This is a genomic window from Alcanivorax sp. IL2 (assembly GCF_047495475.1).
Taxonomy (GTDB): Bacteria; Pseudomonadota; Gammaproteobacteria; order Pseudomonadales; family Alcanivoracaceae; genus Alcanivorax.
On sequence record NZ_CP179932.1, the window covers coordinates 2,528,187 to 2,546,556 of the forward strand.

17 protein-coding genes are annotated in these 18,370 nt (G+C 58.4%); 12 read left to right on the forward strand and 5 right to left on the reverse strand.

The window, feature by feature from the left end:
- Positions 1-77 precede the first annotated feature (77 nt).
- Positions 78-590, reverse strand: coding sequence for an RNA 2',3'-cyclic phosphodiesterase (gene thpR, locus ACMG4N_RS11755; protein WP_297764092.1), 513 nt, complete (start codon positions 588-590; stop codon positions 78-80).
- Between the two features lie 130 nt (positions 591-720).
- Here thpR and rimO point away from each other — a divergent pair, with 130 nt between their 5' ends.
- The 3 genes from rimO (at position 721) to ACMG4N_RS11770 (ending at position 3,975) form a co-directional block, all read left to right on the forward strand.
- Entirely contained in the window at positions 721-2,046 is a 1,326-nt protein-coding gene (gene rimO, locus ACMG4N_RS11760) for a 30S ribosomal protein S12 methylthiotransferase RimO (RefSeq protein WP_414431775.1), read from the forward strand.
- Complete coding sequence (locus tag ACMG4N_RS11765) at positions 2,009-2,896, forward strand: DMT family transporter (protein WP_414431776.1); 888 nt, start codon at positions 2,009-2,011, stop codon at positions 2,894-2,896. The genes rimO and ACMG4N_RS11765 overlap by 38 nt, the downstream gene beginning before the upstream one ends.
- 128 nt (positions 2,897-3,024) lie before the next feature.
- Entirely contained in the window at positions 3,025-3,975 is a 951-nt protein-coding gene (locus ACMG4N_RS11770; RefSeq protein ID WP_414431778.1) for an alpha/beta fold hydrolase, read from the forward strand.
- Positions 3,976-3,991: 16 nt separating this feature from the next.
- On the opposite strand, the gene ACMG4N_RS11775 is transcribed toward ACMG4N_RS11770, so the two are convergent.
- Positions 3,992-5,239: an ABC1 kinase family protein gene (locus ACMG4N_RS11775; protein ID WP_414431780.1), complete on the reverse strand. Its 1,248-nt coding sequence runs from the start codon at positions 5,237-5,239 to the stop codon at positions 3,992-3,994.
- A 123-nt stretch (positions 5,240-5,362) separates the two neighbouring features.
- Between ACMG4N_RS11775 and ACMG4N_RS11780 the strand changes: the two genes are divergently transcribed.
- The 3 genes from ACMG4N_RS11780 (at position 5,363) to ACMG4N_RS11790 (ending at position 9,247) form a co-directional block, all read left to right on the forward strand.
- Complete coding sequence (locus ACMG4N_RS11780; protein WP_414431781.1) at positions 5,363-5,998, forward strand: class I SAM-dependent methyltransferase; 636 nt, start codon at positions 5,363-5,365, stop codon at positions 5,996-5,998.
- Between the two features lie 107 nt (positions 5,999-6,105).
- On the forward strand, positions 6,106-8,478 hold the full coding sequence (gene lon / locus ACMG4N_RS11785) for an endopeptidase La (protein WP_414433313.1): 2,373 nt from the start codon (positions 6,106-6,108) through the stop codon (positions 8,476-8,478).
- Between the two features lie 91 nt (positions 8,479-8,569).
- Positions 8,570-9,247 (forward strand): pseudouridine synthase, encoded by a 678-nt coding sequence (locus ACMG4N_RS11790; RefSeq protein ID WP_414431783.1) that lies wholly within the window; start codon positions 8,570-8,572, stop codon positions 9,245-9,247.
- Between the two features lie 119 nt (positions 9,248-9,366).
- Here the strand turns inward: ACMG4N_RS11790 and ACMG4N_RS11795 are convergent, their stop codons facing one another.
- Positions 9,367-9,690: an SET domain-containing protein gene (locus tag ACMG4N_RS11795; RefSeq protein WP_035244240.1), complete on the reverse strand. Its 324-nt coding sequence runs from the start codon at positions 9,688-9,690 to the stop codon at positions 9,367-9,369.
- 89 nt (positions 9,691-9,779) lie between these two features.
- On the opposite strand from ACMG4N_RS11795, the gene ACMG4N_RS11800 reads away from it, so the two are divergent.
- Genes ACMG4N_RS11800 through ACMG4N_RS11810 form a run of 3 tightly spaced genes read left to right on the forward strand, consistent with a single transcriptional unit; the run spans position 9,780 to position 13,655 of the window.
- On the forward strand, positions 9,780-11,198 hold the full coding sequence (locus tag ACMG4N_RS11800) for a haloalkane dehalogenase (protein ID WP_414431785.1): 1,419 nt from the start codon (positions 9,780-9,782) through the stop codon (positions 11,196-11,198).
- The gene (locus ACMG4N_RS11805; RefSeq protein ID WP_414431786.1) at positions 11,195-12,856 is read left to right on the forward strand and encodes an ABC1 kinase family protein; all 1,662 of its coding nucleotides are present in this window, start codon (positions 11,195-11,197) and stop codon (positions 12,854-12,856) included. Before ACMG4N_RS11800 ends, ACMG4N_RS11805 begins: the two co-directional genes overlap by 4 nt.
- Before the next feature lie 7 nt (positions 12,857-12,863).
- Positions 12,864-13,655 (forward strand): M48 family metallopeptidase, encoded by a 792-nt coding sequence (locus ACMG4N_RS11810; RefSeq protein WP_335625642.1) that lies wholly within the window; start codon positions 12,864-12,866, stop codon positions 13,653-13,655.
- Positions 13,656-13,814: 159 nt separating this feature from the next.
- Here the strand turns inward: ACMG4N_RS11810 and nfuA are convergent, their stop codons facing one another.
- Positions 13,815-14,414 carry a Fe-S biogenesis protein NfuA gene (nfuA, locus tag ACMG4N_RS11815; RefSeq protein WP_035244235.1) on the reverse strand — a complete coding sequence of 200 codons (600 nt, stop codon included), beginning with the start codon at positions 14,412-14,414 and terminating at the stop codon, positions 13,815-13,817.
- 409 nt (positions 14,415-14,823) lie between these two features.
- On the opposite strand from nfuA, the gene ACMG4N_RS11820 reads away from it, so the two are divergent.
- The 3 genes from ACMG4N_RS11820 to ACMG4N_RS11830 all read left to right on the forward strand — a co-directional run bounded on the left by ACMG4N_RS11820 (position 14,824) and on the right by ACMG4N_RS11830 (position 17,334).
- Entirely contained in the window at positions 14,824-15,057 is a 234-nt protein-coding gene (locus ACMG4N_RS11820) for a DUF2970 domain-containing protein (RefSeq protein WP_273009567.1), read from the forward strand.
- Between the two features lie 146 nt (positions 15,058-15,203).
- Entirely contained in the window at positions 15,204-16,850 is a 1,647-nt protein-coding gene (locus tag ACMG4N_RS11825; RefSeq protein ID WP_414431788.1) for a nitrite/sulfite reductase, read from the forward strand.
- The gene (locus ACMG4N_RS11830) at positions 16,843-17,334 is read left to right on the forward strand and encodes a DUF934 domain-containing protein (RefSeq protein ID WP_297764130.1); all 492 of its coding nucleotides are present in this window, start codon (positions 16,843-16,845) and stop codon (positions 17,332-17,334) included. The genes ACMG4N_RS11825 and ACMG4N_RS11830 overlap by 8 nt, the downstream gene beginning before the upstream one ends.
- A gap of 42 nt (positions 17,335-17,376) precedes the next feature.
- Here the strand turns inward: ACMG4N_RS11830 and ACMG4N_RS11835 are convergent, their stop codons facing one another.
- Positions 17,377-18,333, reverse strand: coding sequence for a zinc transporter ZntB (locus ACMG4N_RS11835; RefSeq protein ID WP_414431789.1), 957 nt, complete (start codon positions 18,331-18,333; stop codon positions 17,377-17,379).
- Positions 18,334-18,370: the final 37 nt, after the last annotated feature.

Consider the following 18,370-nt stretch of genomic DNA (forward strand, 5'->3'; position numbering starts at 1 on the left):
CTCCTTAAATCAGTGTTTGCACAGCCCCAACCTTGCAGTTGCGGGCGATAAATTCAACCTGTCATCACCATTTCGGTTCAAGCGATACCGGTCAGCGGGTGCTGGGATAATGGCCGGTACGTAGGAACCTCACCCTGTATCAGTTCACTCTGATACAGACAGAGTTGATCCACCGACAGCAGCCACTGGCCCGTTTGTGGCGCCAGGGCCAGCCCCGGCTTTGCCAGGGTAATGTGCGGCCGGAAGGCCCGCTGTTCTCGCTCTACCCCCTGGCGACCGAGGGATTCCCACAGGGCTTCATGCAAGGCATTGAGGGAACCGGAAATGGTAGTGGTCAGCGCCAGGAAAGGGCCCTGCTGCGCGGGGAAGGGTTCACAGCAATCGAAATCCAGAGCAAACGCCGGAAAGCGGTCGGCCAGCGACTGTAATTCTCCGGATAATCTAGCCACTCCCGCCGGCGTACATTGCCCCAGAAAGGCCAGCGTCAGGTGCAGATTGGGTCGAGGGGTTGCCCGTGGCAATCCCAGGGAAAGCTCCTTGCACTGCCGGGCCAAAGACCCGGTGACCGGTACGCCGACAAAACAGCGCATGAAAAACCTCCTGTCTATTAAGCCCTGCCGAGCGGCATGGCTTCAAAGCGGTCACGACGGTAGAATTGCGCCCTGCTCGCCCAGCCAGTGTTAGCCATCAGCGAACGGCAGCCAATCTCGAGGTATCACTATGTCCGGTAAAGTCGGTTTCATCAGCCTGGGTTGCCCCAAGGCCCTGGTGGATTCTGAGCGTATTCTGACCCAGCTTCGCACGGAAGGCTATGACGTCACATCCAGCTACGATGATGCGGACGTGGTGGTGGTCAACACCTGTGGTTTTATCGACGATGCCAAGGCCGAATCACTGGACACCATTGGCGAAGCACTCAGCGAAAACGGCAAGGTGATTGTCACCGGCTGCATGGGCGTGGAAGAGGACATCATTCGCAAGGCACATCCCTCGGTCCTGTCCGTCACTGGCCCACAGCAATACGAACAGGTGGTTAACGCCGTTCACCAGGTAGTGCCACCGAGCCAGAACCATGATCCTTTTCTCGATCTGGTCCCGCCACAGGGCATTAAACTGACTCCCCGCCATTACGCCTACCTGAAGATTTCCGAAGGCTGTAATCACAAATGCAGCTTCTGCATCATTCCCAGCATGCGCGGCAAACTGGATTCACGCCCCATTGGCGATGTGATGGATGAAGCGGAGCGCCTGGTAAAATCCGGCGCGCAGGAGCTGCTGGTGATCAGCCAGGACACCAGCGCCTATGGAGTGGATCGCAAGTATCAGACCGGTTTCTGGCAGGGCATGCCAGTGAAGACCCGCATGCTGGAAATGTGTCAGGCCCTGGGCCAGCTCGGCGCCTGGGTACGCTTGCACTATGTGTACCCCTACCCCCATGTGGACGACATCATCCCGATGATGGCCGAAGGTCATATCCTCCCCTATCTGGATATTCCCTTTCAACACGCCAGCCCCAGCGTACTGAAAAACATGAAGCGCCCGGCCCATTCCGAAAACACCCTGGAGCGAATTCGACGCTGGCGGGAGATCTGCCCGGACATCACCTTGCGCAGCACCTTTATCACCGGTTTTCCCGGTGAAACCGATGCGGATTTCGAGCTTCTACTGGACTGGCTGGAAGAAGCGCAACTGGACCGGGTGGGCTGTTTCACCTATTCCCCGGTGGACGGCGCCTCGGCCAATGCCCTGCCCGACCCGGTGGATCCGGACGTGGCGCAAGAACGCCGCGAGCGCTTCATGAACGTGCAGGCCCGTATCAGTGCCGCCAAACTGCAGAAGAAAATCGGCAAGACGCTGGAAGTGCTGGTGGACGAAGTGGATGAGGAAGGCGCTATCGCCCGCTCTCAGGCGGATGCGCCGGAGATCGACGGCCTGGTGTATCTCAACGGGCAAAGTGAGCTGAAGCCCGGCCAGCGGCTAATGGTGAATGTCGAGCACGCCGACGAGCATGACCTGTGGGGTACTCCGGTACCGTCCGGCCATTGATCCGGTGAACGACCAGCCACTCAAAGGCGCTCTGCTACTGGTCCTCGGTGAGGGTCTACTGGCGGTGATGGCCGCCATGATCAAGCATCTGTCCGATCACCTCGACACCGAGGTGATCGTCTTTGCCCGCAATCTGTTAGGGCTGTTGATTCTGATTCCGATCATTGCCTCCCGTGGCGGTTTTGGCCAACTGCGCACCCGCTTTCTACACCTGCACATGATCCGTGGTTTTACCGGGGTCACTGCCATGTTCTGTTTCTTCTACACGATTGGTCACATTGCTCTGGCAGAAGCCGTACTGGTGAAAATGACCGTGCCCTTCTTTCTGCCCATCGTGGCCTGGTTGTGGCTGCGGGAAGTGATCAGTCTGCGCACCTGGCTGGCCATCATCGGAGGGTTTGCCGGGGTTGCCGTGATCATGGATGTCAGCAGTGGCAGCGTGAATCCGGTGATGTGGGTAGCGCTGGCCGGCGCCGCCATCATGAGTGTGGCCAAGGTCAGCATCCGGCGCATGGCCGTATCGGAGCCGGCGCAACGGGTCGTCTTCTATTTCGCCCTGTTCGCGACCCTGTTTTCCGCCCTGCCCATGCCCTGGGCCAGCACTATGCCCGCCGGCACCGATTATCTGTGGTTGTTCGCCATCGGCCTGGTAGCCACCGGCGGGCAATACGCCATGACTACCGCCTACCAGATCGCTCGCCCGGGTCAGGTGGGTGTCTACAACTACTCCTCAGTCGTCTGGGCCGCACTACTGGGCTGGATGTTCTGGGGCGAAACCGTGGTACTGACCACCCTGATCGGCACCCTGCTAATTGTCGCCGCCGGCGTCTGGAATCTGAAAAGCCGCTAGGGAACTCCTCAATCAATACCGAGAGACGAGCGTCGAGAGTCTATTGGATATTGGCCCGCAGAGAAGGACACGAGGCGACAAAATCCCCTATGCTCGTGGGTCGGCAAAACAACAAACGGGATTTGTGCATGCATTCATTGAAACTCAGCCTGCTGTTGATCAGCACGATCATCCTTTGCGGCTGCGACGGACTGGCCAAATGGGCCTACGAGAGCGGCTTGAGCCTGGAAAAGGGTCGCGCCGGCCTGACAGACCAGACCCTGGAAACCCGCGATGGCATTCAATGGCATCTGCTACGCAGTGAAGGCCAGCAGGACAAGCCGGCGGTATTGTTGATTCACGGTTTCGGCGCCGATTCCAGTAACTGGGTACGCTTCGTCAACGAACTGGAAGGCGACTTTCACTTTGTCGTTCCAGACCTGCCGGGTCATGGCGAAACCACCCGTAACACGGAGCTGGATTACACCATGGCAGCCCAGGCCGAGCGCCTGGTGACCCTGATGGAAACCCTGGAAATTCCGGCCTATCATGTAGCCGGCAATTCCATGGGCGGCGCCATCACCCTGGCTCTGGCGCAAGCAGCACCCGAGCGGGTGCTTTCCATGGGGCTGGTGGATTCTGCCGGGCTGACTCGCCAGACCCAGGAGTTCAGCTCACTACTGGCAACCAGTGACAGCAACCCGCTGATACCGCGCAGCCCGGAACAATTCCACACCACGCTAAAGTGGGCCATGGAAGACGCACCTTATATCCCGGAATTCTTCATCGATATCATGGGCGCGAAAAAGGCGCAGAACGCTCCTGTGGCCGACAAGATCTGGAAGGATATGGACACTGACCCGGGAGTCAGCCTTGAAGGCACCGGCAAACTGGCCAGCCTGGAGCAACCGGCACTGGTTCTCTGGGGCCGGGAGGATCGCTTGTTAGGCGTGGACAACGTGGAGGTTTTCCTCAAGGAACTACCCAAAGCCCGGGCGGTGATTCTCGATGGTATCGGCCACGTGCCCATGGCAGAAGCCCCGACCAAAAGCGCCGATGCTTTCCGGGTATTCTGGCGGGAAGCGCAATCAGGCTCCTGATTCGTCTTTACCGTCGCTACGTTGACTGGGCCTGCCGCTGCTCCGGCGGTGTCCAGTCAAACGGCACCTGATAGCTCATCAGGAAACCACCCAGGGTAATCAGTACCCGCGAGATGCCGATATAGGAATCGGGAATACTGATTCGCTCTTCACGGAAGCGCTGCATCAACTCCCCCATCGCCGCCACCGGCCCCTGCTGGTTGACCTTGTCAGTCAGTACAAAGAGAGCCAGCTCTTTCAATGTTTCCGGGCTTCCGCCTTTAAAGCCTGCCTGAACAAACAGCTCGCCGATATCCACATCCCCTTCAAAGCCCATCAGGCCGTACAGCAACCGTGAGTAACGACGCACTTCATCCGGCGTCAGCACGCCGATGGCACCGAAATCCAGAATCACTACCTGGCCCTGGTCGTTGACCAGGAAATTGCCCGGGTGCGGATCCGCCTGGTAGACCCCGAAACGAGTCACCTGCTGCAGGTAGCTGGTTAACAGTACCGAGAGCAGGTCCCTGGCCTGTTCCGGATTCGCATCCAGGTGGTTACGCAACCTTGCGCCATGTTCCCAGCTGGTCACCAGAATGCGTTCACTGCACAGGTCATCGATCAAATCGGGAATACGAATACGGGCATGATGGGGCTGGCGGGAAAAACGCCGGGTGTTGGCGGCCTCATTACGAAAATCCAGTTCCATGGCGGTCATGATCAGCAGCTGCTCTATAGCCTGCTTCAGATCAAATTCCCGAAACCGGGGTGCAGCAATCGCCGCCAGGACCTCAAACACCTTGGCATCCTGCTCGAACAGTTTCTTCACCCCGGGCAAACGCACCTTGATCGCCACATCGGTGCCGTCTTCCAGGCGCGCGCGATGCACCTGAGCAATGGAGGCTACCGCCACCGGGTTCTCGTCAACCCAGCGAAAAGCGTCACGCCAGTCAGCACCCAGGGATCGTTTCAGGGCAGCGTCAATCCGTGGAAAAGGCACCGGTGCCGCGTCATTCTGCAATTGCTGAAACGCTTCTATATATTCCTGCGGCAGCACGTCTGGCCGACAACTGAAGAACTGGGCTGCCTTCACCCAGAAAGCACCATTACGTCGACACAGGGCAGTGACAATCTCTGCTCCCCGGCAGTGGCGCTGGTGGCGATCATCCTTGCCCACGCCCCCCGCATAGATCGCCGCCACACGGGCCATGGCCGTCAGTGCCCGTAGATACCGGGAACGGCCCCCAGCCAGGCCACTAACGCCGGCGATACTTTTCTTCATCATCAGGCTTTATTCATTATGGTTATTCACCGGAAATCGGTTTGCCCAGAGTAAGCCGCATAGATACGGCTTGAAACCCATCGGCCTTGACCGTACTGTTTCTAGCTTTGCCGCTGGTGAGCGATTATGTCAGGAACAGTTATACGCGCTGGAGAGCCGCATACCATTCGCACTCGCGGCATTACTCTGCTGCGTTCCGGCCACCGGGAAATCCGCCGCCTGAAACGTGCAAACCACACCCCTTCCATTCATGGCAACAAGGTCTGGAACTCCAGCTTCCTGATCATGGACCACCTTACCCGCCGAAAAGTGTCCGCCGAAGAGCATATGATGGATATTGGCTGCGGCTGGGGGCCCCTCTCCATCTTTGCCGCCAAGCGTTTCGGTTGCCGGGTCACAGCCGTTGATGCAGATCCAGATGTGTTCCCCTATCTGGACCTGCATGCCCAGATCAACAAGGTCCGGATTGACCAACAGCAGGATAGCTTCGAGAAGCTCACCCAAAAGCGCCTGGCCGATGTGGATATCATTGCCGGTGCCGACATCTGCTTCTGGGATGAACTGACCCCGGTGCTTTTCAATCTGATACGCCGGGGCCTGCGCAGCGGGGTCAAACAGGTGATTATTGCCGACCCGGGGCGGTCGCCGTTCTATGCCCTGGCGGAAAAATGCGAGAATGCCGGTATGGATGCCCGTGTCGTGGAGCGCCGGACCAAAACCCCAAAAGTCCTGAGCGCGGATCTGTTGATTATTAATCGCTAACGCAGCGATCTGCGATGTATCAAACATGCGGCGCCCCAGTGCCGCACTATTGATTTTTCGCACCTCGCCACCATGTTGTTTCCACGCTGAATGGAAGTGACAACATGATGAGCCAAGACGATAGCAATACTGTTGAGCAACCCTCGAGCAGCCTGGCGCTGCCTGACCAGCCGAAACCCCAACGCATCTACCTGATTCCCGTCCAGCACCGGCCTTTCATGCCCGGGCTGGTACAGCCGGTGATGCTGGACAAGGAACGCTGGCAGGCAACACTGGAACGAGTCAGTCAGACCCCACACCAGTCGCTCGGGCTGGTCTATGTCGGCGATAACGATCCGGATTCGGTGACGCCGGAAGATTTCCCGGAATACGGCTGCCTGGTCAAGGTTCACGCCCTCAATGAAGAAAACGACCAGTTCCAGATGGTGGCTCAGGGCACCACGCGATTTCATATTGAAAACTGGCTGACCCGCAAGCGGCCCTTCATGGCTGAGGTCAGCTATCCGGAACCTCGTGTCGAGGCGGATGAAACCATCCGCGCCTTCGGCATGGCCATTATCAACACCATCCGCGAACTGCTGCCCCTGAATCCGCTCTACAATGAAGGGCTGCGCCACTATCTACAGAATTTCTCCCCCAGCGACCCCTCGCCGCTGACTGACTTCGCAGCAGCGCTAACCAGCGCCAACGGCGCTGAGCTGCAGGCCATTCTGGAAACCGTGCCGTTGAAACCGCGCATGGAAAAAGTGCTCACTCTGGTCAAGAAAGAGCTGGAGGTGGCCCGACTGCAGAGCCAGATTTCCGAAGAGGTCAACGAGAAGGTCAGTCAGCACCAGCGCGACTTCTTCCTTCGCGAGCAGCTCAAGATCATCCAGCGGGAGCTGGGCCTGAGCAAGGATGACAAGACCGCCGAAGCGGAGGAATTCCGCGAACGCATGAGCGCCTTGGCGCCGCCGGAATCCGTACAGAAACGTTTTGACGACGAGCTGCAGAAGCTGTCAGTGCTGGAAACCGGCTCACCGGAATATGGCGTCACCCGCAACTATCTGGACTGGCTCACCAGCGTACCCTGGGGCCAATACAGCGACGACAATCTGGATCTGAAACATGCCCGGGAGATCCTGGAAGCCCACCATAGCGGCCTGGATGATGTGAAGGACCGGATTGTGGAATTTCTGGCCGTGGGCGCCCTGCGTGGTGAGGTCAAAGGCTCCATTATCCTGCTGGTGGGTCCACCGGGTGTGGGCAAGACCAGCATCGGTAAATCCGTAGCCGATGCCCTGGACCGCAAATTCTACCGATTCAGCCTGGGCGGCATGCGCGACGAAGCCGAGATCAAGGGCCATCGGCGCACCTACATCGGCGCCATGCCCGGCAAGCTGGTGCAGGCACTCAAGGAAACCGGCACCGCTAATCCGGTGATCATGCTCGACGAAGTGGACAAGCTAGGCCAGTCTTTTCAGGGTGATCCGGCATCGGCCCTGCTGGAAGTGCTGGACCCGGAACAGAACCAGGATTTTCTCGACCACTACCTGGATGAACGGCTGGACCTGAGCCACGCCCTGTTTATCTGTACCGCCAATACCATGGACAGCATTCCCGGTCCCTTGCTGGACCGCATGGAAGTGATCCGCCTGTCCGGCTATATCACCGAAGAAAAAGTGCAGATCGCGCGCCAGCACCTGTGGCCCCGCGCCCTGGAACGTGCCGGCGTAAAACCCGGCCAGTTGCGCATCAGCGACAGCGCGCTGCGCCAGATAGTGGAAGGCTATGCCCGCGAAGCCGGGGTCCGTAATCTGGAAAAACAGCTCAACAAGATCATCCGCAAGGCGGCAGTGAAACTGCTGGCCGGGGAAAAGAAACTGAGCGTCTCCGGCAAGAATCTGGCGGATTTCCTCGGCCAACCCTACTTCCAGACCGAGAAGACCCAGCGAGGCGTGGGCGTGGTAACCGGCCTGGCCTGGACCTCCATGGGCGGCGCCACGCTCTCCGTGGAAGCCAGCCAGGTGCACAGCAAGCAGCGGGGCTTCAAGCTCACCGGTCAGCTTGGTGATGTCATGAAAGAGTCCGCGGAGATTGCCTACAGCTACGTGGCCAGCCATCTGCGCGATTACGGCCTGAGCGAAGAGCGCCTGGATGAAGCCTTTCTCCATCTCCATGTGCCGGAAGGGGCAACCCCCAAGGATGGCCCCAGTGCCGGTATCACCATGGCCAGCGCCCTGCTGTCACTACTGCTTAAGAAGCGTTTGCCGCGCAAGGTGGCCATGACCGGCGAGCTGACCCTCACCGGCCAGGTACTGGCGGTGGGCGGCATCCGTGAAAAAATTATCGCCGCTCGCCGGGTGGGTATTCGTGAGGTGATTTTGCCGGACGCCTGCCAGCGGGATTTCGACGAACTGCCGGGGTACCTGAAAGACGGACTCACTGTGCATTTTGCCAAACAGTACGACGATGTCTTTCAGATACTCTGGGGTCAATGAGTTGCGAGAAACGAGTGATGAGTAGCGAAAGGCAAAAACGGACTGAGGTCCCGGAGTCAGTATCTCTGCGATCTCAACGACGAACTGCCCGATGAATTCACCCGCCGACAAACCCTACTATGTCGTGCCCACCTGCCATGAGCGGGTGAGCACGGTGTACAGGGATGAGCATATTCTGCTGGTCAACAAACCGGCCTATCTGCTCAGTGTGCCGGGGCGCGCACCGGAAAATCAGGACTGTGCTGTGCGACGCCTGGCGCGAAAAGATCCGGATATACGCCTGGTACACCGACTGGATCTGGATACGTCAGGCATCATGGTCTTCGCTCTCACCCGCCAGGCGCAGAGCCAACTCAGCCGGCTGTTCCAGCAACGTACTGTGAAGAAACGCTATCAGGCGGTGGTGCACGGCCTGGTAGCAAAGGATAGCGGCAGCATCGAGTTGCCATTGATCGCGGACTGGCCCAACCGCCCGTTGCAGAAGGTCTGTTACGACAAAGGCAAGTCCGCCCTCACCCATTACCAGGTGCTGGAACGGGACGAAGCCCGTAACCGCACCCGGCTGGCGTTAAGCCCGGTCACCGGCCGCAGCCATCAACTACGGATTCACTGTCGGGAGCTGGGTCATCCGATCATTGGCTGCGACATGTATGCGCCACCGGAGATTGAGGCACTGAGCCCGAGGTTGTTGCTGCACGCGGAGTGGCTGGCCTTCAACCACCCGGTGACCGGGCTATGGCAGGAATTCACTTCACCCTGCCCGTTTTAAGCAACCCAAATGGTGCACCCTGCGCAGCTGTAGGAGCTATGCTTGCATGGCGAACCGCCCGGAAACCGCGATAAATATCATCGCGAGCAGGTTCGCCATGCAAGCATAGCTCCTACAGGTTATTCCCAATCATCGCCGTAGTCATGCAGCAGCTCTTCCCCGGCCTTGATGGACTTCAGGGCCACCACGGTCAGGTCGTCATAGTAAGCCACGTTGGGTTTCTTGCCGTGGTTGATGAAGCGCAGATCACAGAGCACCCGGTAGCGCTCTTTGCCCTCGTCATCCAGCGATAACACATAGGGGCCATCTTTTTTGGCAACCTTGGTTTTACACAAACCCAGCTCGGTATCTTTCTTGATTCGCTGGGTGGCAAACAGGCCACGACCATGGACGGCGCTATGGCGCACTTCCACTAGATCGTCACGGAGATAGGGTTTTGACATTTTTTCGCACTTTACGTTACTGACACAGCCATGGCATCTTGCCAGAAAAGCGGTAACAGTTGAAAAATTCGATGCAAGGGATGCATGTCATGGGTTTTGCGGATTTTCCGTTTGAGTCACGTTACGTCACGCTGAATGGCCACCGCCTGCACTATATTGATGAAGGTGAAGGACCGGTACTGATGTTCATCCATGGCAATCCCACCTCCAGTTACCTGTGGCGCAACGTGATCAAGCCGCTTCGGGGCCAGTATCGCTGTATCGCTCTGGACCTGATCGGTTTTGGCAACAGCGACCAGCCCGACATCGATTACCGCTTTCTGACCCATTACCGCTATCTGGAAGATTTCGTTGCCGCCCTGGGCCTCTCCGACATCACCCTGGTACTCCACGACTGGGGCGGCCCCCTGGGTTTTCGATTGGCACAGCAACAACCCCGGACAGTCAGCCGTCTGTGTTTTATGGAAACCTTCCCGTTCACCTGTGACTGGGATGAGTTCCCCCTGCCCTTGCGCCCTCTTTTCTTTGCCTTCCGACAAGAACGCCTGGGCCGGTTTCTGATTATCAACCGCAATCTGTTTGTCAGAATGGTGCTGCCTTTCGGTGTTATTCGTCATCTTCCCCGCAGCGTCAGGCGCATCTACCAGAAGCCGTTTCGTCAGCGGGCGTCCCGCTACCCGGTATATGTCTGGCCCAACCAACTACCGATCAATGACCGCCAGGATGAAACCTGGAAGGCCATTGAGGAGATTGAAAAGGGACTGGGCAGCATGCCCCAGCCCATGCTGCTACTGAGGTTTCGCCCCGGGGCCGTGCTCGGCCCGGCGCGCATTCGCTGGTTGCTGGATCAGATCCCCAATCTGGATATTTCCGATTGCGGTCGCGGGCTGCACTATGTGCAGGAAGATAACCCTGAGGCGATCGCTGATGCGATCGAACACTGGCTGCATCCCTTGACAGGAACCATGGCAGAGGCCGCCACCCCCGCCAGTCCGCGCCTGCATGAATCCGACGATTATGCAGAGCCACTGACCTGGTACTATGGCGAAAGCTGCTATGGCCATGCTCTGGTCGCGGAGTCCGCTTACGGCCTGATCCACTTCGATTTCTGCAACAACAAGGATGACGCGCTGGGCAGACTGAAGCAGCGCTTTCCCGCCGCTAACCTCATAGAGCAACCCACCCCGGCACTGCTGGCCACCCTGGACCACCCCGATTCCGCGCCGAGCCCGCTACATCTTTGCGGCACGCCATTCCAGCGAAAGGTGTGGCAAGCGCTATTACACATTCCCCCCGGCAGCACCCGCGCCTATGGCGAGATTGCCCGGCAAGTTGGCAGCCAGGCCCGGGCCGTAGGCCAGGCAGTGGGCAAGAACCGCCTGGCAGTCCTGGTGCCCTGTCACCGGGTCACCCGTGCCGATGGGGGTCACGGCGGATTCTACTGGGGCACAGCACTGAAACAGCGGTTGCTGGATCAGGAGAGTACGACAAAAGGAAATTCCCCGTGAGCATTCTCCACACCGGCAAAGATCTGTTACGCATGAATGAGCTGGCCACCATTCTGCTCAAATACGGCTTTGCCGACGTGATTCGTCGACTGGGGCTTTCCACTCCGGTGGAACATGCCGGCAAGCTGGTGCGCAGTTCCATGCGCCCGGACATGCTGCGCATGGGTACCGCCGAGCGACTGCGCCATGCCATGGAAGAGATGGGCCCCACTTTCGTCAAACTGGGGCAGGTACTGGCCACCCGGGTGGACCTGTTCCCGCTGGACTGGATTGCCGAGTTCGAGAAGCTCCAGGACCAGGCCACCGCCATCCCCTATGAAGAACTGGTCCCCCATCTCGAAGCGGCCCTGGGCAAATCTCTGGAGTCGGCTTTTGCCCGCATCGATCCCAAACCCATTGGTGTCGCCTCCATCGGTCAGGTGCACAGCGGCCTTACCCGCCGTGGCCAGAAAGTGGTGCTGAAGATCCAGAAACCCGGCATCCGCGCCAAAATCGAATCCGATCTGCGCCTGCTGGACCAGCTCGCCAAGCTGGCGGCGGACAACTCCGTGGAGCTTCGCCGCTACCGTCCCGTGGAACTGGTGCGCGAGTTCAAACGCTCCCTGACCCGGGAGCTGGATTTCACCATCGAAGCGCGCAACGCTGATCGTATTCGCAAGAACCTGCGCTCTCTGAAGTGGCTGACAGTTCCCAAGGTGTATTGGGAGCTGTCATCACAGACTCTGCAGGTGCAGGAGCATATCCAGGGCATTCCCGCACGCGCTACGGACCAGCTGGATGCAGAAGGCCTCGACCGGGTACTAATCGCCCGGCGCGGTGCGCTGGCCGCCTGGAAGATGGCCCTGGAAGACGGCTTTTTCCACGCCGACCCGCACCCGGGTAACTTCATCATCCAGAGCGGCAACCGCATCGCCATGCTGGATTTCGGTATGGTCGGTAAACTCAGCCATAGCCGCCGCGAGCAGATACTGCAGATCACCCGCTCGGTGGTGCTGCGCGAGGCCGAGCAATGCGCGGCGGTGCTCTCCAACTGGTCCGATGGCCAACCGGTCCGCTTCGATCAGTTAGTGTCTGACGTGGAAGACGTAATCAGCCAGTATCACGGCATCTCCCTGTCACAGCTGGACATTACTGCTCTGCTCACAGATATCACCGCCCTGGTGCGCAACCATAACCTGGTGCTGCCCAGTGATATCGCCCTGTTCATCAAGGCGATTATCACGCTGGAAGGGTTCGGGCGTCTGCTCAACCCGGATTTTGATCTGATGACCGAGGCTGAGCCACTGCTCAAACGCATGATCCGCACCCGCTACTCTCCGGTGCGGCTGGCCAAGAGCCTGAGCCTGCGAGCACTGGACGTGGTGGACAAGGTCTATGCGCCGCCCCACGCCGGCAATTTGCCGTCGCAACAGGAGGGAAGCATTGATCCACGCCACCTGGAAAGGCTGGTGGCCAGACTGGAACGAGGCCAGTATCGTCAGGTCCAAGCGTTATTGGTGTCAGCCGGTTTTATCGGCGGTTCACTGATGCTGGCCGGCCGTGTGCCTCCTGCACCATGGGAAATTTCCCTGTTTGGCCTTATCATCTTCCTCGGAAGCGCTGGCTGGGCAAGCTGGCTTATGTTTGTGTCCCGCCGTTTTCTGCGGGAATGGGAGTAACAGAACAATGAAATTTCGCCGTTTGATCACGGTTTCCGCCCTTACCGCCGGGCTTGTGGCCTGTGCCACCTCTCCACTGGGCCGCAATCAGTTCCTGCTGATGCCCGCCGGTGAGATGGACCAAATGGGCGCCACCGCCTATGCACAAATGAAGGAAGAAAAACCACAGAGCAAGAATAGCCGCGAAGTGAACTATGTCCTTTGCGTGAGCAATGCCATTACCAACACCGTGGGTGGCAACCAGCAATGGGAAGTCACCGTGTTCCAGGAAGACAGCGCCAACGCCTTTGCCCTGCCCGGAGGCAAGATCGGTGTTCACACCGGCCTGTTGAATGTGGCCAAGAACCAGAGCCAGCTTGCCGCCGTCATCGGCCATGAGATCGGTCATGTGCAAGCCCAGCACTCCAACGAGCGGATGTCCCTGCAGTACGCCACCCAGGGTGGCATGCAGCTTCTGGGCGCCTTGGCTGGCCAGGACAGCGCAGCCAAACAGGGCATCATGGCCGCACTGGGGGTGGGCGCAGAGTATGGTGTTGCCCTGCCCTTCAGTCGCAAGCACGAAGCGGAAGCCGATATCATTGGCCTGCAGCTGATGGCTCAGGCCGGTTTCGATCCCCGCGAAAGCGTCAATCTGTGGCAGAACATGGCAGCGGCCAATGGCGGTAACGAGCCGCCGGAATTCATGTCCACTCACCCCTCCAATTCCACCCGCATTAACGGACTGCGCGCGCGCATACCGGAAGTCATGCCGCTGTATCAGCAAGCTCAGGCGGCGGGACGCAAGCCGCAGTGCGGATGAGAAAGGCAATGAACAGTTAACAGTGAATAGTTAATAGCGCGCGGGACCGGTTAACTCTGTCCTGAAATGCAAAAGGCCGCGTCCAAAGTATGGGCGCGGCCTTTTTGCTTTCAGGCTTTGAGTCGCCTTACTCGCGTTGCGACTTTGAACTTGCCACTTTTAACTGTAGTAAGCGTTGTCCGTGACAGTGTGGTCGGTCTTGTCACGCACACCGGTCAGGTCCGGCACGCGTTCTTTGAGAGTTTTCTCCACGCCATCACGCAGGGTCACGTCGACCACGGAGCAGCCCTGGCAGCCGCCGCCGAATTCCAGCACGGCCACGTTATCTTCCGTCAGCTCCAGCAATTGAACGCTGCCGCCATGGGCCGCCAGATTGGGATTGATTTCGGCATACAGGACGTAATTGATTTTCTCCTCGATGCTGGCGTCTTCGCTGATATCGGGCACCCGGGATTTCGGGGCGCGGAAAGTGAGCTGACCGCCCATGCTGTCTTTCTTGTAGTCGATCACCGCATCTTCCAGGTAGCGCACGCTCTTGCCTTCCACCCAGGCGTGAAAGCCCTCGTAGTCGTAGCGAACGTCGCTGTCTTCCTGTTCGCCATCCGGGCAATAGGCCATGCAGCACTCCGCATGGGGGGTACCGGGACGCTCTACAAAAATGCGCACGCCGATATCGCCCTGCTGATCCTGCTTGCCCAACAGGTCACGCAAGTAATCCTGGGCGGTTTCGGTAATGTCGATCAACTGCTCTGCCATCATGATTCCTGTTCGGGATGAATGGCCACCTGGCAGGCTGCTGAAAAACCCCTTGCATGCTCAGCGTGGCCTGAAGCGCGCAGCAGATATGCGCTTCAGGCCACGCCCTTCGGGGCTTTCAGGCTGCCCCGTACTCGTTGTTGCAATTTCTCGATGGGTGGACACACACCTTCAAAATTGCGCCTAGATTACGAGCCAGCCTGAAAGCCTGAGCAGGCAACGGGTTTTTCACCAGCCTGCTGGGGGTGGTAATGCTTTCCTGACTATTTTAGTCAGGTATTCCACAGTTGCAATGGTGCCGTGGTGAAGTGAATTCAATCCCGGCCTTCCCCGCTGTTACCCCGCGCCCGGCAAGCGTACAATAGCGGACGTAATTTATCGTTCAGCCAATCGCCAAAACGCAGGATTTTCCATGTCCGAGCAGCATCACACCCCCTCCGATCAGGGCAAAAAACCGACGTTAATCCAGACCATCAGCAGCATTCTGGCCGCTTTATTCGGGGTCCAGAGCTCGAAAAACCGCGAGCGGGACTTCACCAAGGGCGATGCCGGCAACTATATCGGTGTCTATGTGGTGTTGGTTCTGGCATTGATCATCGGCATGATCGTTACCGTGAATATGGTACTGGACGCCGCCGCGAAATAAGCCCGCTTAGATGAGCCTTCGTTATAGCGATATGCCAAGATATTTCTTTTCACTATAAGGGCGCTTTGTTAGAGTGCCGCTCTCCCTCCCCCGAGGGCGAAGCTTACTTGTTGAATTTCAAGCATAAAGGACGGTGAATCGGTCCCATGTACGTCTATCAGGAGCATGACCAGCGACTGCTGGAAGAGCGGGTTGCGCAGTATCGCGACCAGACCCGCCGTTATCTGGCTGGAGAATTGAGCGAAGACGAGTTTCTCGTCCTGCGTCTCCAGAACGGCCTCTATATTCAACGTTATGCGCCGATGCTGCGTATTTCCGTCCCTTATGGCTTACTGGCGAGCCGTCAGCTGCGCCGTCTGGCTCATATTGTGCGTACCTATGACAAGGGCTTCTGCCACGTCAGCACCCGCCAGAATATTCAGCTGAACTGGCCGTCCGTGGAAGAAGTGCCGGATATTCTTGCCGAGCTGGCTGACGTGCAGATGCACGCCATTCAGACCAGCGGCAACTGTATCCGCAACATCACCACCGATGAATTCGCTGGTGTGAATCCGGACGAAATTGAAGATCCGCGTCCCTGGTGCGAAATCATTCGCCAGTGGTCCACCTTCAACCCGGAATTCGCCTATCTGCCGCGTAAATTCAAGATTGCCGTCAATGCCGTCCCCGATGCGGACCCGGCCCTGATCGGCGTCCACGATATCGGCGTACAACTGGTTCACGGTGCCAACGGCGACACCGGTTTCCAGGTGTGGGCCGGTGGCGGCCTGGGCCGTACCCCCATGACCGGTTCAGTGATTGGCGAGTTTGTTCCCTGGCAGGACCTGTTGCCCTACCTGGAGTCGATCCTGCGGGTGTACAACAAGTACGGTAACCGGGACAACAAGTACAAGGCCCGCATCAAGATCCTGGTCAAGGCCTTGGGTGCCGACAAGTACCGCGAGCTCGTGGAACAGGAATTTGCCGAGCTGAAAGACGGCCCCATGACCCTGACCAAAGAAGAAGTGGAACGCATCCAGTCCTGCTTCTCTGCCCCGGCCTACCAAACCGAGGATACCGCCGCCCTGGAAGCCAAACTGGCCGAAGACAAGGCGTTCAGCCGCTGGTATCACACCAATACCCGCGCCCACAAACAGGCCGGCTATCGTGCGGTTACCCTGACCCTGAAGAAAACCGGTCGGGTACCTGGCGACATCAGCGACGAGCAGCTTGAAGCCGTTGCCGATCTGGCGGATCAGTACAGCTTCGGCGTGCTGCGCAACAGCCACCAGCAGAACATGGTACTGGCTGACGTGGCCGCCTCGGATCTCTACGACCTGTGGAAAGCCCTGGACGCCCTCGGTTTCGCCACTCCCAACCTGGGCCTGATCACCGATATCGTGGCCTGCCCCGGTGGCGATCTGTGCGCCCTGGCCAACGCCAAATCCATTCCGGTGGCGGAATCCATCCAGCGCCGCTTCGACAACATGGATTACGTGCACGACCTGGGACTCATCGACCTGAACATTTCCGGTTGCATGAACGCCTGTGGTCACCACCACATTGGCCACATCGGTATTCTCGGTGTGGACAAGAAAGGCAAGGAGTTCTACCAGGTCACCCTGGGCGGCCGTGGTGACCGGGAATCCCGTGTCGGCGAGAAACTGGGCCCGTCGTTCGAGTCTGATCAGATCACCGATGTGGTGGAAAACATCATCAAGCTCTACGTGGAAAAACGCCTCGAAAACGAGCCGTTTATCGACACCTACGAGCGCATTGGCATGGACCCGTTCAAGGAGCGCATCTATGGGTAAGGTAATCATTGATGGCGCCATCGCGGACAACCAGTGGCAACGACTGGAAAGCGATGCTCTGGAAAGCGGCGTGCCAGCACAAGGCAAAATCATTGTGCCGCTGGCCTACTGGCAGGAAAACCGCGATACCCTGATCGCCCGTGGCGATGTGGCCGTATGGCTGGCCCCCGGCGAAGAGCCCAAGGACCTGGAAGACGATCTGGACAGCCTGCCTCTGGTAGCAATCCACTTCCCGGCCTTCAAGGACGGTCGCGGCTACTCCTATGCCCGTGAGCTACGTACTCGCTATGGCTTCAAGGGTGAAGTTCGCGCTACCGGTGATGTGCTGCGTGACCAGCTTTTCTATATGACTCGCTGCGGATTCAATGCCTTTGAAGTCCGTGCGGATCGTAATATTGAAGAAGCACTGCAGGGCCTCAAGGATTTCAGCATTACCTACCAGGGCGATGTGAACGACCCCAAACCGATCTACCGCCGGGCCTGAACGACAAGCCCTTCAACGGCAGATCTCCGAAAACGCCGCTGGCTACAACCAGCGGCGTTTTCGCATCCAGATGGCGACGCCAAGGGCAATCACCCCCACGCCGGAACAGAACCACCAGAAAGCATGCGGATCATCGACGCCCGGCAACCCACCCACATTGATACCGAACAGACCGGTCAGAAACCCCAGCGGCAGGAACAATGCCGAAATGATCGCCAGCAGATACATACGATCGTTGATCGCTTCGTTCTGCACCGAAAAGACCTCTTCCTGCAACAAGGTGGCATGCTCCCTTGCTGCATCCAGATCTTCCAGCAGACGTTGCAAACGATCCGTGGCTTCTCGGATCAGCATGGTATCCGCCGCCGCAAACAGCGATTCATTCTGTAGCTTGATCAATGCCTCACGCTGGGGGGCAAGATACCGTCGCAGCGTAATCGCTCGCCGGCGTAGCAGGCTCAGGTGTGGCGTCAGGCTGGATGTGGGAGCCTCTTCCAGCTGTAGAGCACAGCCCTCAACTTCCGACTCCAGATTCTCGATCACCTCTTCCATACGCCAGATCAGCTGATCCACCAGTTCGGCCACCAGAGCGCTGATGGATGCCGGACCCTGCTCACTGTCCAGGGAGCCCTTCACCGCATCAACACTGAGCAAGCTCCGCTTCTGGCTGCTCACCAACCCCCTTGGTCCAACCCACATACGCAGGGCGATCATGTCTTCAGGGCGTGCACCGGGATTCAGGTTAACGCCGCGCAAATACACCAGTACGCCACCGGCCACTTCCGAGGCACGGGGGCGGGTTTCCGCTGCGGTCAGCGAATCAATCACCGCCTGCGGTATCGACTGCCGGCGCAGCCACTGCTCACTTTCTTCGCGTGTATAGTCCAGATGCACCCAGTAAGCGGTCGTTTCCGCCAGAGGCTGCTCGGCAGCCAATTCAGTTGCGCCACCCCGCCCATTCAGTTGCAATGCAATTTTCAGCCAATTGCTGTCAGTCATTGTGGCTCATGCCCTTGTTGTCCCGCCTGGATTTCAT

Bases quoted from the DNA above. Each gene is read 5' to 3' on its own strand.
- ACMG4N_RS11800 (WP_414431785.1), top strand. From the start codon at position 9,780: ATGGGTTTTGCGGATTTTCCGTTTGAGTCACGTTACGTCACGCTGAAT.
- ACMG4N_RS11825 (WP_414431788.1), top strand. From the start codon at position 15,204: ATGTACGTCTATCAGGAGCATGACCAGCGACTGCTGGAAGAGCGGGTT.
- ACMG4N_RS11820 (WP_273009567.1), top strand. From the start codon at position 14,824: ATGTCCGAGCAGCATCACACCCCCTCCGATCAGGGCAAAAAACCGACG.
- ACMG4N_RS11790 (WP_414431783.1), top strand. From the start codon at position 8,570: ATGAATTCACCCGCCGACAAACCCTACTATGTCGTGCCCACCTGCCAT.
- ACMG4N_RS11765 (WP_414431776.1), top strand. From the start codon at position 2,009: ATGACCTGTGGGGTACTCCGGTACCGTCCGGCCATTGATCCGGTGAAC.
- ACMG4N_RS11795 (WP_035244240.1), bottom strand. From the start codon at position 9,690: ATGTCAAAACCCTATCTCCGTGACGATCTAGTGGAAGTGCGCCATAGC.
- ACMG4N_RS11830 (WP_297764130.1), top strand. From the start codon at position 16,843: ATGGGTAAGGTAATCATTGATGGCGCCATCGCGGACAACCAGTGGCAA.
- ACMG4N_RS11780 (WP_414431781.1), top strand. From the start codon at position 5,363: ATGTCAGGAACAGTTATACGCGCTGGAGAGCCGCATACCATTCGCACT.
- lon (WP_414433313.1), top strand. From the start codon at position 6,106: ATGAGCCAAGACGATAGCAATACTGTTGAGCAACCCTCGAGCAGCCTG.
- ACMG4N_RS11775 (WP_414431780.1), bottom strand. From the start codon at position 5,239: ATGATGAAGAAAAGTATCGCCGGCGTTAGTGGCCTGGCTGGGGGCCGT.
- nfuA (WP_035244235.1), bottom strand. From the start codon at position 14,414: ATGATGGCAGAGCAGTTGATCGACATTACCGAAACCGCCCAGGATTAC.
- rimO (WP_414431775.1), top strand. From the start codon at position 721: ATGTCCGGTAAAGTCGGTTTCATCAGCCTGGGTTGCCCCAAGGCCCTG.
- ACMG4N_RS11835 (WP_414431789.1), bottom strand. From the start codon at position 18,333: ATGACTGACAGCAATTGGCTGAAAATTGCATTGCAACTGAATGGGCGG.
- ACMG4N_RS11770 (WP_414431778.1), top strand. From the start codon at position 3,025: ATGCATTCATTGAAACTCAGCCTGCTGTTGATCAGCACGATCATCCTT.
- ACMG4N_RS11810 (WP_335625642.1), top strand. From the start codon at position 12,864: ATGAAATTTCGCCGTTTGATCACGGTTTCCGCCCTTACCGCCGGGCTT.
- thpR (WP_297764092.1), bottom strand. From the start codon at position 590: ATGCGCTGTTTTGTCGGCGTACCGGTCACCGGGTCTTTGGCCCGGCAG.